General features: G+C 74.0%; 8 protein-coding genes. 3 read left to right on the forward strand and 5 right to left on the reverse strand.

Annotated elements, in window-relative coordinates:
* Window positions 1-94 precede the first annotated feature (94 nt).
* On the forward strand, window positions 95-2,824 hold the full coding sequence (locus ACTOQ2_RS09210; RefSeq protein WP_440066181.1) for a DEAD/DEAH box helicase: 2,730 nt from the start codon (window positions 95-97) through the stop codon (window positions 2,822-2,824).
* Window positions 2,825-2,927: 103 nt separating this feature from the next.
* On the opposite strand, the gene ACTOQ2_RS09215 is transcribed toward ACTOQ2_RS09210, so the two are convergent.
* The 3 genes from ACTOQ2_RS09215 to ACTOQ2_RS09225 all read right to left on the reverse strand — a co-directional run bounded on the left by ACTOQ2_RS09215 (window position 2,928) and on the right by ACTOQ2_RS09225 (window position 6,701).
* A complete protein-coding gene (locus ACTOQ2_RS09215; protein WP_440099236.1) occupies window positions 2,928-4,277 on the reverse strand; it encodes an RNB domain-containing ribonuclease in 1,350 nt (449 codons plus the stop codon).
* Between the two features lie 286 nt (window positions 4,278-4,563).
* On the reverse strand, window positions 4,564-5,466 hold the full coding sequence (locus tag ACTOQ2_RS09220; protein WP_440099237.1) for a 5'-3' exonuclease: 903 nt from the start codon (window positions 5,464-5,466) through the stop codon (window positions 4,564-4,566).
* 17 nt (window positions 5,467-5,483) lie between these two features.
* Window positions 5,484-6,701, reverse strand: a complete 1,218-nt coding sequence (locus ACTOQ2_RS09225) for a PP2C family protein-serine/threonine phosphatase (RefSeq protein WP_440099238.1) — start codon at window positions 6,699-6,701, stop codon at window positions 5,484-5,486.
* Between the two features lie 225 nt (window positions 6,702-6,926).
* Here ACTOQ2_RS09225 and ACTOQ2_RS09230 point away from each other — a divergent pair, with 225 nt between their 5' ends.
* Entirely contained in the window at window positions 6,927-8,042 is a 1,116-nt protein-coding gene (locus tag ACTOQ2_RS09230) for a M24 family metallopeptidase (protein ID WP_440099239.1), read from the forward strand.
* A gap of 233 nt (window positions 8,043-8,275) precedes the next feature.
* Window positions 8,276-9,457 (forward strand): acyl-CoA dehydrogenase family protein, encoded by a 1,182-nt coding sequence (locus tag ACTOQ2_RS09235; RefSeq protein ID WP_440066191.1) that lies wholly within the window; start codon window positions 8,276-8,278, stop codon window positions 9,455-9,457.
* A 150-nt stretch (window positions 9,458-9,607) separates the two neighbouring features.
* Here the strand turns inward: ACTOQ2_RS09235 and ACTOQ2_RS09240 are convergent, their stop codons facing one another.
* Both ACTOQ2_RS09240 and ACTOQ2_RS09245 read right to left on the reverse strand, forming a co-directional pair.
* Entirely contained in the window at window positions 9,608-11,017 is a 1,410-nt protein-coding gene (locus ACTOQ2_RS09240) for a dihydrolipoyl dehydrogenase family protein (RefSeq protein WP_440099240.1), read from the reverse strand.
* A gap of 175 nt (window positions 11,018-11,192) precedes the next feature.
* Window positions 11,193-12,416: an MFS transporter gene (locus ACTOQ2_RS09245; protein ID WP_440099241.1), complete on the reverse strand. Its 1,224-nt coding sequence runs from the start codon at window positions 12,414-12,416 to the stop codon at window positions 11,193-11,195.
* Window positions 12,417-12,484: the final 68 nt, after the last annotated feature.

Below are 12,484 nucleotides of genomic sequence, written 5' to 3' on the forward strand. Positions count from 1 at the left end.
GGCGTCCGCCGGCGCCGTCCGAGCCCGCCCAGGACGGCGGAGCCCGGCGGAAAGGGGGGACGGACCGGAATCCCGATATCGGTAGGCTGGACGCATGACGACCCCAGCGGAACGATACGCTGCCTTCCGTCAGAGCCAGGCCGAGAGCGGGCCGGCGCTGACCTCGTTCCGCGGTCTGTACGACTTCGAGCTGGACGACTTCCAGCTCGACGCCTGCCGGGCGCTGGAGGCGGGCGACGGGGTCCTCGTGGCGGCCCCCACCGGTTCTGGCAAGACCGTCGTGGGCGAGTTCGCGGTGCACGTGGCCCTGCAGGAGGGCCGCAAGTGCTTCTACACCACCCCGATCAAGGCGCTGTCCAACCAGAAGTACAACGACCTGGTCAAGCGGTACGGCACGGACAAGGTGGGCCTGCTCACCGGTGACAACAGCGTCAACGGGGAGGCCCCGATCGTCGTCATGACGACCGAGGTGCTGCGCAACATGCTCTACGCCGGATCCTCCACCCTGGCGGGGCTCGGCTTCGTCGTCATGGACGAGGTCCACTACCTCGCCGACCGGTTTCGCGGCGCGGTCTGGGAAGAAGTGATCATCCATCTGCCCGAGTCGGTGCGCCTGGTCGCGCTGTCGGCCACGGTCAGCAACGCCGAGGAGTTCGGCGAGTGGATGGGCGAGGTCCGCGGCGACACCAGCGTCATCGTCGACGAGCACCGCCCGGTCCCGCTCTGGCAGCACATGCTCGTCGGCAGCCGCATCTACGACCTGTTCGTCACCGGCGACGAGGACCGGCGCCCCCAGATCAACCCCAACCTCCTGCGCATCGCCAGGGACGAGGAGCGCCAGGCGTACGGCAGGGGGCGCCGCGGCTACTCGCGGCCCCGCAGGAACGGCCCGCCGGACCGGGCCGCGGCCATCGAGCGCCTGGACGCCGACGCCCTGCTGCCCGCGATCACCTTCATCTTCTCCAGGGCCGGCTGCGACGCCGCCGTCATGCAGTGCCTGCACGACGGCATCCGGCTGACCACCGACGCCGAGCGCCACGAGATCCGGCAGATCGTCGACGAGCGCACCGCGCACCTGCCCGACGAGGACCTGGGCGTGCTCGGCTATCTGGAGTGGCGCGACGCCCTGGAGCGCGGCTTGGCCGCCCACCACGCGGGCATGCTCCCGGCCTTCAAGGAGGTCGTCGAGGAGCTGTTCACCCGGGGCCTGGTCAAGGCCGTGTTCGCCACCGAGACCCTCGCGCTGGGCATCAACATGCCCGCCCGCTCCGTGGTGATCGAGAAGCTCGACAAGTGGAACGGCGAGACCCACGCCGACCTCACGCCCGGCGAGTACACCCAGCTCACCGGACGGGCCGGGCGCCGCGGCATCGACGTGGAGGGTCACGCGGTCGTCCACTGGCAGCCGGGCACCGACCCGCTCCAGGTCGCCGGCCTGGCCAGCACCCGCACCTACCCGCTGCGCTCCAGCTTCCGCCCCTCGTACAACATGGCGGTCAACCTGGTCGGCCAGGTGGGCAGGGAGCGGGCCAGGACCCTCCTGGAGTCCTCGTTCGCGCAGTTCCAGGCCGACCGGGCCGTGGTCGGCATCGCCAAGCAGGTGCGCCGCGCCGAGGAGGCCCTGGAGGGCTACCGCCAGGCGATGACCTGCCACCTGGGCGACTTCGAGGAGTACGCCGCGATGCGCAGGGCCCTGTCCGACCGGGAGGCCGAGCTGTCGCGCCAGCGCGGCGCGGCCCGCAGGACGCAGGCGCTGCGCTCGCTGGAGGCGCTCAGGCCCGGCGACATCATCAGGGTCCCCGGCGGGCGCCGCGCGGGTCTCGCCGTCGTCCTCGACCCGGGTCTCAACTCCCGGGGCGAGGGCCCGTCCCCGCTGGTCCTGACCATCGGCAAGCAGGTCAAGAAGCTGTCGCCGGCCGACTTCCCCGTCCCGGTGGAGCCGGTCGAGCATCTGCGCATCCCGAAGAACTTCAACGCCCGCTCGCCCAAGGAGCGGGCCAACCTGGTCTCCTCCGTGCACGCCAAGATCGGCGACCGCGACTTCGGCAAGCCCGTCAGGGCGCGCGACCACGCCGCGGAGGACGACGAGATCACCCGCCTGCGCAGGGAGATCCGCCGGCACCCCTGCCACGGGTGCGACGAGCGCGAGGACCACGCCCGCTGGGCCGAGCGCTACTACAAGCTGCTCCGCGAGACCGAGGGGCTGCGCCGCCGGGTCGAGGGCCGCTCCCACGTCATCGCCCGTACCTTCGACAAGGTCTGCGGGGTGCTCGACCAGCTCGGCTACCTCGACGGCGAGAGCGTCACCGCCGAGGGCCGCCGCCTGGCCCAGCTCTACACCGAGCTGGACCTGCTGACCGCCGAGTGCCTGCGCGCGGGGCTCTGGAACGACCTGGACCCGGCCGAGCTGGCCGCGTGCGTGTCGTCACTGGTCTTCGAGTCGCGGCAGGCCGACGACGCCCGCCAGCCCAGGATCCCCGCGGGAGCGGCCCAGAAGACGCTGGCGGACATGGTCCGCCTCTGGGGTGAGCTGGAGTCGATCGAGGGCGACCACGGCCTGTCGTTCATCAGGGAGCCCGACTTCGGCTTCGCCTGGGCGGCCTTCCGCTGGGCCAAGGGCCACACCCTGGACGCCGTGCTCCGCGACGGCGTCGCCGGCTCGGAGCTGGCCGCCGGAGACTTCGTCCGCTGGACCAAGCAGCTGCTCGACCTCCTCGGCCAGATCTCCGACGCGGCCCCGGCGGGGAGCAAGGTCAAGCAGACGGCGGGCAAGGCGATGGACTCCCTGCGGCGCGGGGTGGTCGCCTACTCGTCCCTCACCTGATCCCGGTCCCCGGCCCGGGCCGTCTTCGGTCCCGGCCGGGCGGTTCGCCGGGCCTCACCGGATGCGGGGCCGGAGGGGGCCGGACAGGACTCCGCGAGGGGGCTCAGGCCAGGCTGAAGCGGACCTCGCGGGTGGTCGGGTCGGCGCGCGTCAGCCGCACGCGTACGGTCTCTCCCAGCGGGAGCCCCTCGCCGTCGCAGCGGGCCACCACCGCCGGGTCGGTGACCTGCACCTGGCCCCACGGCCGGTCCTCGGCCACGTCGATCACCACGGCCTCGAACGTCTGGCCCACCCGCTCGCGCAGCACGAAGGCCTCCACCAGGTCCACGCACGCCCGCTCGACGCCGCCCGCGCGGCGCCCGGTGGCGTGCATGATCTCCGGCAGCTCGCCCATGGCCCGCTGGACGTCCTGCGGCACCGGCTCGCCCGCCGCGACGGCCAGGCAGATCTCCGTGGCGTAGCGGTCGATGAGGCGGCGCAGCGGGGCTGTCACGTGCGCGTACGGCGCGCCCACGGCGGCGTGCTCCGCCTGCGCGGGCGGCTCGCCGTTGAAGGCGACGTATCCGGCGCCGCGCAGCAGCACCGTCGACTCCTGCAGGAACGCGGCCTGCTCGGGGATCTTCGGGTCGAGGGAGTGCACGACGTCGCCGTACCCCGCGCCCTCGGGCCAGGGCACGCCGAGAGCGGCGGCCACCCGGCGCACCTGGGCGATCCTCTCCGCCGGGGCGGGCGGCAGCACCCGCAGCAGGCCGATCTCGGCGTCCAGCATCATGGCGGCGGCGGCCATGCCCGTCAGCAGCGAGATCTGCGCGTTCCACGCCTCGGCGTCCAGCGGGGCGCGCATCTCCACCCGGTAGCCGTCCCCGTCGAGGACGACCTCCTGATCGGGGGTGGGCAGCGTCACGCCGCCCCTGGCCCGCTCCTGGGCCAGTCTGAGCCGGCCGATCTCGGCCAGCAGCCGCAGCGTGCCGTCGGCGGTGCCGGTGTCGATGGCGGCCTGCGCGTAGTCGTAGTCGAGCCGCTCGCGGCTGCGCACCAGCGCCCTGGTCACGTCCGCGCCCACGATCAGGCCTTCGGCGTCCAGGTCGACGCACCACAGCGCGGCGGGCCGCGTCACGCCGGGCAGCAGGCTCGCGGCGCCCTCGGACAGGACGGGCGGATGCAGCGGCACGCGCCCGTCGGGCATGTAGACCGTCTCGCCGCGGGTGCGGGCCTCGGCGTCGATCGCGCCGCCGGGCCTGACGAACGCCCCGACGTCGGCGATGGCGTACCAGACGCGGTAGCCGCCGGGCTGCTCCTCCAGGTGCACGGCCTGGTCGAGGTCCATCGCTCCCGGGGGGTCGATGGTGATCAGCGGCAGATCGGTCCGGTCGAGCCGGGGCAGGGCGGGCACCTCGGCGACCCACTCGGCCTCGTCGACCACGGCCCGGGGGAAGCTCTCAGGCAGTTTCATCTCACGACGGATCCGTTCGAAACCGTCGTCGAGCCGCGGATGGGACTCTCCGGGCACCCGGATGCTCTTGTGAGGCACACGGAGCAACCTACCGGCTCCCGGCGGGCCACCCCACCGGCCGGCCGGGGCGATGCCGACCGGCCGGTGGGGTGGCCCGCCGGGAGCCAGGTCAGAGCCGTGACGCGGCGGATGGAGACGGTGAGACCGGGCCGGACGGCGGTGGGATCGATCCGGATGGCGGGGCGTGGGGTCGAGCCGGAGGGCGGCGGGATCGGGGCGGGCGGGGTCAGAGCGCGGAGATCAGGCGCTCCAGCGGGCTGGAGAGGCCGTAGCGCTCGCTCAGCGCGGCCAGGGCCTCCGGATCCCGCGGCTTGGCGGGAAGCGCGATGTCGATCTCGGGGAGGGGGGCGTCGCGGGCGACCTGAACCACCTCGGGGGCCACCCGCAGGTAGTCGCGGGCCGCCGACAGCCTGGCGCGCTGCCCGGCGGTCAGGTCGCCGGCTCCCTCGCCCCCGTCGGCGGCGCGCAGCAGGGCCTCCAGCGAGCCGAACCGGGTGATCAGGGCCGCCGCGGTCTTGTCGCCCACCCCCGGCACGCCCGGCAGCCCGTCGCTGGGGTCGCCGCGCAGGGTGGCGAAGTCGGCGTAGGAGCGGCCGGGGATGCCGTACTTCTCGGCGACGGCGGCCTCGTCGACCGCCTGGAGGTTCTTGACCCCCCTGGCGGTGTAGAGGATCCGGACCGGCCGGGAGTCGTCGACCAGCTGGAACAGGTCGCGGTCGCCGGTGACGACGTCGACCTGGCCGCTCGCCCGCGCGGTGAACGTGCCCATCACGTCGTCGGCCTCGTAGCCGGGCACGCCGACGCGGGCGATGCCCACCGCGTCGAGCACCCGCTCGATCACCGGCACCTGCGGGGCGAGCGTGTCGGGGGTCTCCTCGGCGCCGTCCTCGGCGACCCGGTGGGTCTTGTACGTCGGGATGGCCGCCACCCGGAAGGCCGGGCGCCAGTCGGCGTCCATGCAGGCGACGAGCTCGGCGGGGGAGTGCCGCCGGATCAGCATGGCGATCATGTCGATGACGCCGCGCACCGCGTTGACGGGCATCCCGTCGGGTGCGGTCATCGACTCGGGGATGCCGTAGAAGGCGCGGTAGTAAAGGGAGGGGGTGTCGAGAAGCATCAGGCCGGGCATGGCGACCATTTAACCAATCAGCCGAGCACGCCGATCGCCAGAACGCAGGTGTCGTCCTCGGGGTTGGGTCCGCCGATCACCTCGATGAGCCGGTCGAGCCCGTCGTCCAGGTCGCCTCTCAGCAGGGCCGCGGCCTCCATGGTCAGCGCCAGGCCCTCGTCGATGTCGCGGGTGCGCCGTTCCACCAGCCCGTCGGTGAACAGCAGCAGGAGATCGCCCTCCCGCAGCTCGACCCCGGCCAGCTCGTACGGCTCGTCGGGGGTGGCGCCCAGCAGCACCCCGGCGGGCGGGTCGAGCTGGGTGGCCGTGCCCTCGCGGACCAGGATCGGCGCCGGATGCCCCGCCTGCCCCCAGGTGAACGTCCTCGTGGCCGGGTCGAGGTGGCCGACGACCGCGGTCGCCGTCGTCTCGGGCATCCGGTGCAGCACGAGGTCGTTGAGCCAGGCCAGCAGCCTGTCGGGGGAGTGGCCGGTCATCGCGAGGCCGATCAGGGCGTGGCGCAGCTGGGCCATCTGGGAGATCGCGGCCATCCCGTGCCCGGACACGTCGCCGATGGCGAGCAGCACCCTGCCGTCGGACAGGGGAACGGCGTCGTACCAGTCGCCGCCCAGGCCGGGCTTGACCCCCGCCGCCACGTAGCGGACCGCGATGCGCGCGTGCGGCAGGTCGATGGTGTCGCCCAGGCCCGGCATGATCGCCTCGCGCAGCGCCACGCTCATGTCGTGCTCCTCCGCGGCCTGCTCGCGGACCCGCAGCAGCTTGCTGCGCGACTCCGACATGATCCGCTCGGCGCGGCGCCGGCAGGTGATGTCCTGCACGACGCCGTGCACGGCGAGATGCCCGCCGGTCACGACGGGGTCGAGCGCGGCGCGCAGGTGCCGGAGCTCCCCGTGGCGGCGGATGCGGAACTCGGCCTCCCCGGCCTCGGACCGGTGCACGACGGACCACAGCAGCCGGTCGAGGTCGGGCCGGTCGGCCGTCTCGACGTGGCCGGGCAGGTCGCGCAGGTGGATCGGGCCGTCGCCGGGGGCGCGGCCGAATATGGTGTACGCCTGGTCGGACCAGATGGACTCTCCGGTTTGAAGATTCCACTCGGCCCAGCCCATTTCGCCCATGCGCTCCGCGTGCGCCAGGCGTGCGGTGAGGAGTTGTCGCTCCACGGCCATGTGCTCGTCCAGCTCGCCGCGCAACCGCTGCACCATCTCAGCGGCGGTCGACGGGGCCTGACCGGTCACATGGTCGTTTCGTGGGTGGAGGGGTGGCTGGTGGCCGCCCACTACGCCGACCATGTAGCTCGCTCTCGAAATGTGTGGCTTTACGGATATTTTGCCAACAAAATGTGATCGTACTTCAACAGATTGTAGTGGCGGAGTCGCCTTCGTGCCTTCCTTTCCCTGACTTTCGGTTTCCGGGGCCGGCCCGGATGCATCGTCGTTCCGCCCGGGATTAGATTGGTCGCCGTGACGACGGAGCCCTCTGACCTCTATCCCGTGACCCGCCTGGCCGCCGCCCGCGAGGCGGCCGCCGCCGCCGGGCTCGACGCGCTGCTGCTCACCCCCGGTCCCGACCTTCGCTACGTGACCGGTTACGAGGCCCTGCCGCTGGAGCGGCTCACCTGCCTGGTGCTTCCGGCCAGGGGCGAGGCGTTCCTGATGGTGCCCCGCCTGGAGCTGCCCGCGGCCGAGCACTCCCCGGCGTCGCGGCTCGGCGTCGAGTTCGTCCCCTGGGACGAGACCGACGACCCGTACGCGGTCGTCGGCAGACGTCTGGGCGCGGTCCGCAGGGTCGGCCTCGCCGACCGGATGTGGGCGATGCAGTCGCTGCGCCTGCGCGACGCGATCCCCGGCGCGGAGCAGGTGCTCGCCGGGACCGTCCTGCGCGGGCTGCGGATGCGCAAGAGCCCGGCCGAGGTGGCGGCGCTGCGCGCGGCGGGCGCCGCGATCGACGCCGTCCACGCCCAGGTGCCCGGCTTCCTGCGGGCCGGCAGGACCGAGCGGGAGATCGGCAGGGACATCGCCGAGGCGATCATCGCGGCCGGCCACTCCACCGTCGACTTCGTCATCGTCGGCTCCGGGCCCAACGGCGCCAGCCCGCACCACGAGCTGTCGGACCGCGTCGTCCGGGAGCGCGAGCCGATCGTGGTCGACATCGGGGGCCAGATGCCCGACGGCTATTGCTCCGACTCCACGCGCGTCTACGCCGTCGGCGAGCCCCCGGCCGGCTTCCTGAAGTACTACGAGGTGCTCAGGCGGGCCCAGCAGGCGGCCTGCGACGCCGTGGCCCCCGGGGTGACGTGCGAGGCGGTCGACGCCGCCGCGCGCGACGTGATCGCCGCCGAGGGCTACGGCGACTACTTCATCCACCGCACCGGCCACGGCATCGGCCTGGAGACCCACGAGGAGCCCTACATCGTCGCGGGCAACACCGAGCCGCTGGCGCCCGGCTTCGCCTTCTCCGTCGAGCCGGGAATCTACCTGCCGGGGGTCCACGGCGCCCGCATCGAGGACATCCTCGTCTGCACCGAGGAGGGTGGCGAGCGGGTCAACCACCGCCCGCGCGAGCTGGTGGTCGTCTAGCGGCTCCCGGGCCGGCGGCTCCCGGTCCGGTCGTGCGGGGAGGGCCCGCGGCCGCGGTCGCGTGGCCGCGGTCGCGCGGAGGGTGCCAGAATCGGGGTGGCCGGTGATCCCGGCCGCCCTCTCGCCGTCCGCGCCAGGACCTCGCGGTCAGGACTCCGCGCCGGGACCCGGAGCACGCGGGCGCGCCCCTCCCCGCGAACCCTGGGGCGGGTCTCCACGCTGGAAGGACTCAGATGACCGTTGAGCGCGTTCTGCCGACCGGCGACGCCCATGACCTCCTGGACCTGGTCCGCGACCTGATCGGCAAGGAGGTCGCGCCCCGGGCCGCGGCCGACGAGTCCGCAGGGCGCTTCCCCCGGGAGGTGTTCACCACGCTCGGCCGCGCGGGGCTGCTCGGCCTGCCCTACCCCGAGGAGCACGGCGGGGCGGCGCAGCCGTACGAGGTCTACCTGCAGGTGATCGAGGAGCTCTCGGCCGGCTGGCTGGCGGTCGGTCTCGGTCTGTCGGTCCACACGCTGTCGTGCTTCCCGGTGGCCGCCTACGGCACCGCCGAGCAGCGCGCCGCGCTGCTTCCCGAGATGCTGGGCGGCGAGTGGCTGGGCGCCTACTGCCTGTCGGAGCCGCAGTCGGGGTCCGACGCCGCGGCGCTGACGACCAGGGCGGTTCCCGGGGACGGCGGCTCCACCGGTTCCGTCGGCTACACGGTCGACGGGGTGAAGGCCTGGATCACCCACGGCGGCGCCGCCGACTTCTACACGCTGATGGCCCGCACCTCGGCCGACGGCGCGCGCGGCATCTCCTGTTTCCACGTGCCTGCCGGGACGGAGGGGCTGTCGTTCGGCGCGCCCGAGCGGAAGATGGGGATGAAGGCCTCGCCGACCGCCCAGGTCCGCTTCGACGGGGTGCGGCTGGCGCCCGAGGCCCTGCTGGGCTCCGAGGGGGAGGGCTTCCGGATCGCGATGGCCGCCCTGGACGGCGGCAGGCTCGGCATCGCCGCCTGCGCGGTGGGCGTGGCCCAGGCGGCCTTCGAGACCGCCACCGCGTACGCCGCCGAGCGCCGCCAGTTCGGCTCGCGGATCATCGACTTCCAGGGCGTCGGCTTCATGCTCGCCGACATGGCCACCCAGATCGCCGCCGCCCGCGCCCTCTATCTGGACGCCGCCCGGCTGCGCGACGCGGGCCGGCCGTACGGCACGCGGGCCGCGATGGCGAAGCTCTTCGCCACCGACATGTGCATGAAGGTCACCACGGACGCGGTCCAGGTCCTCGGCGGCTACGGGTACGTGGAGGACTTCCCGGTCGAGCGCCTCATGCGGGAGGCCAAGGTCCTGCAGATCGTCGAGGGCACCAACCAGGTCCAGCGCCTGGTCATCGGCCGCGCCCTCGCAAAGGAGGCGGAGAACGCCGGGCGGTGACGGCCGTGACGGTCGTGACGGCTGTGACGTTCACGACGCCGGCGCGCGGGTGACCCGCAGGGTGGTTCCGGCGGCGTCCGGGCCGGGAGGGCGTCGCCTCCCGGCCCGGACGCCGGGCCGGGGCCCGCGTACGCCGGGTCGGACGCCGGGTCAGAGCCCGTACGCCTCCAGCAGCCGCAGCCAGATCTCGCTGACCGTGGGGTAGGACGGCACGGCGTGCCAGAGCCGGTCGAGGGGCACCTCGCCGACGACGGCGATCGTCGCGGAGTGCAGCATCTCGCCCACGGCGGGGCCGGCGAAGGTCACCCCGAGCAGGACGCGGCGCCGCTCGTCCACGACGGCCTTGGCCCTGCCCCGGTAGCCGTCGCCCTGCAGGTAGGCCCCCGCCACCCTGGCCAGGTCGTACTCGACCACGCGGACGTCGAACCCCTCGGCGCGGGCCTCCGCCTCGGTCCGGCCGACCGAGCACACCTGCGGGTCGGTGAAGACCACCTGCGGCGCGCCGTACGCGTCCGCCGCGTCGCGCAGGCCCGGCAGGTCGTCGGGCTCGCCCTTGGCCCGCGCCGCGATGACGTCGCCGCACACCCGCGCCTGGTACTTGCCCATGTGGGTGAGCAGGGCGCGGCCGTTGACGTCGCCCACCGCGTACAGCCAGCCGCCGGGGACGCCGGTGGCACGCATGCTGTCATCGACCTCCACGGTGCTCCCGGCCTCCAGCCCGACGGTCTCCAGGCCGACGTCGCCGGTCGCCGGACGCCTGCCGGTGGCCACCAGCAGCTCGTCGGCCTCCAGCGGCGGGCCCTCGGACAGGTGGACCGTCACCGGGCCGCCGGGCGTGGGCCGCTCGACCCTCGTCACCCGGACGCCCGTGCGCACCGTGATGCCCGCCTCGGCGAACGAGGCGGCCACCAGCTCCCCGGCGAACGGCTCCATCCTGCCGAGCAGCCCGCCGCGCGCCAGCACGGTCGTCTCCCGGGCGCCGAGCCCGTGCATGGCCTGGGCCATCTCGCAGCCCACCACGCCGCCGCCCAGCACGACCAGCCGTCCGGGCACGCTCTTCGCCGACGTCACCTCGCGGCTCGTCCACGGTGACGCCTCCGCCAGCCCGGGGATCGGCGGGACGGCCGCGCCGCTGCCGGTGGCCAGCACGACCGCCCGCCGGGCGGTCAGCGTGCGGACCGAGCCGTCCTTGGCGGTCACCACGACCCGTCCGGGGCCGTCCAGCCGCCCGTGCCCCCTGACGAACTCCGCGGGCACGTTCTTGATCCACTCGACCTGGCCGCCGTCGTCGAAGTGGGACACCGCCTCGTCGCGCCGGGCGAGCACGGCGGCGGTGTCGATCGGGCCCGGCGTCAGGCCGGGCACCCGGGCGACCTCGGCGGTCAGCTCCACCGGGCGCAGCAGTGCCTTGCTGGGGATGCACGCCCAGTAGGAGCACTCGCCGCCGGCCAGCTCCCTCTCCACGATCGCGGCGGTCAGCCCTCCCCTGACCGCGCGGTCGGCGACGTTCTCGCCCGCGGGCCCCGCGCCCACCACCACCACGTCGAACTCCTCCGACACGACTACCTCCCACAGAGAACCGGCCATCGGCCGCGCGCCGCCCCCGGCGACGCCGGTCGTACCAGCTTCGCACCCTCCGGCCCGGGCCGTGGACGGGCCCCGGGTCTCGGCGGGTTCGAGCCGGAGCCGCCGGTGGGCCGATTCCCGCGGCGCCCGCAGCCGTGCCGGGCCGGCGTCACGGGGCCGGCGCGACGGCGTCGCAGGACTCGCGTGCCCGCGGCGAGGACGACGGAGACGGCGCGGCGGGTGACCGGCGCGAGAGCAGGTATCCCGTCAGCGCGGTGAGCAGGCCGGCCAGGCCGGCCGCCGCGAAGCCGCCCGCGGGCACGGACGCGTCGATCGCCACTCCCACGACCGGGGAGCCGAGCGCGAACCCCGCGCTCGCCGCCGAGGACTGCAGGCCGGTCGCCTCACCTCGCGCACCGGCCGGCGCCAGCCGGCTCACCGCGTCGGAGACCGTGGAAAGGGTCGGCGCGGTGAGCAGCCCGGCACCGATGACGGCCACGCACAGCCAGGGCCAGTCACGGGCGAGTCCGGCCGGAACCGTCACCAGCCCGAGCAGGCCGAGCAGCAGCCAGGTGGGCATCGGCCGGGGCAGCGTTCCGTACACCAGGCCGCCCACGACGGACGTCACCCCGAACACGACGACGACCACGGCCGCCCACGAGACCTGGCCGGCTTCCCGGAGAGTGGCGACGATGGCCAGGTCGACGCCGCTGAGCAGCATCGCGACGCCGAACCCCATCGTCAGGACGGCGACCATGCGCGCTCCCAGCCACTCCCGGCGCCGGGGCCGGCCCGCCGCCTCGCCGCCCGCCTCGTCCTCGGCCCGCATCGGCGGGTCGAGCAGGGCGATCCCCGCCCCGCCGACGACGATCGCGGCGCCCACCCCCCATGCCACCACGCCGGGGGACACCGTCGCCGCGCACACGATCACCACCGCCGGCCCCACGATGTACGACAGCTCGCCCACCACCGACTCCAGCGCGAACGCCGCCCGCCGCTGCCCCGCCGTCGTCATCGCGGCGATCGCCTGCCGGGTGACCGACTGGACCGGCACCATCAGCAGGCCGGCGGCGAAGGAGGCGCACAGCAGGATCACGTACGGCAGCACGGGCACGGCCGGCCAGAACACGAGCTGCGCCACGACCGTGGCGAGCAGCACGGTACGCAGGCCCCGCCGGTCGATCATCCGGCCCAGCAGCGGCCCGCCCAGCGCGACCCCGGCGGTGAGCGCCGCCACCACGGCCCCCGCCGCCGCGTAACTCATGTCGAGGGCGATGACGACGTACATCGTCAACGCCATCGCGTCCGCCGTGATCGCGGCACGAGCGAGCAGCGAGACGCCCAGCAGCGGCGTCATCCCCGGCACCGCGAGCACCTGTCGAAATCTGATCACCGTTTCAACGCTAGGTCACCCCCGATGCCATAGGAAGTCGTCAATTCGTTGGACCAGGCATAATGAAC

Origin of the sequence: Streptosporangium sp. H16, assembly GCF_051918855.1 — a bacterium.
Taxonomy (GTDB): domain Bacteria; phylum Actinomycetota; class Actinomycetes; order Streptosporangiales; family Streptosporangiaceae; genus Streptosporangium.

Bases quoted from the DNA above. Each gene is read 5' to 3' on its own strand.
- ACTOQ2_RS09210 (WP_440066181.1), top strand. From the start codon at position 95: ATGACGACCCCAGCGGAACGATACGCTGCCTTCCGTCAGAGCCAGGCC.
- ACTOQ2_RS09215 (WP_440099236.1), bottom strand. From the start codon at position 4,277: ATGAAACTGCCTGAGAGCTTCCCCCGGGCCGTGGTCGACGAGGCCGAG.
- ACTOQ2_RS09220 (WP_440099237.1), bottom strand. From the start codon at position 5,466: ATGCCCGGCCTGATGCTTCTCGACACCCCCTCCCTTTACTACCGCGCC.
- ACTOQ2_RS09235 (WP_440066191.1), top strand. From the start codon at position 8,276: ATGACCGTTGAGCGCGTTCTGCCGACCGGCGACGCCCATGACCTCCTG.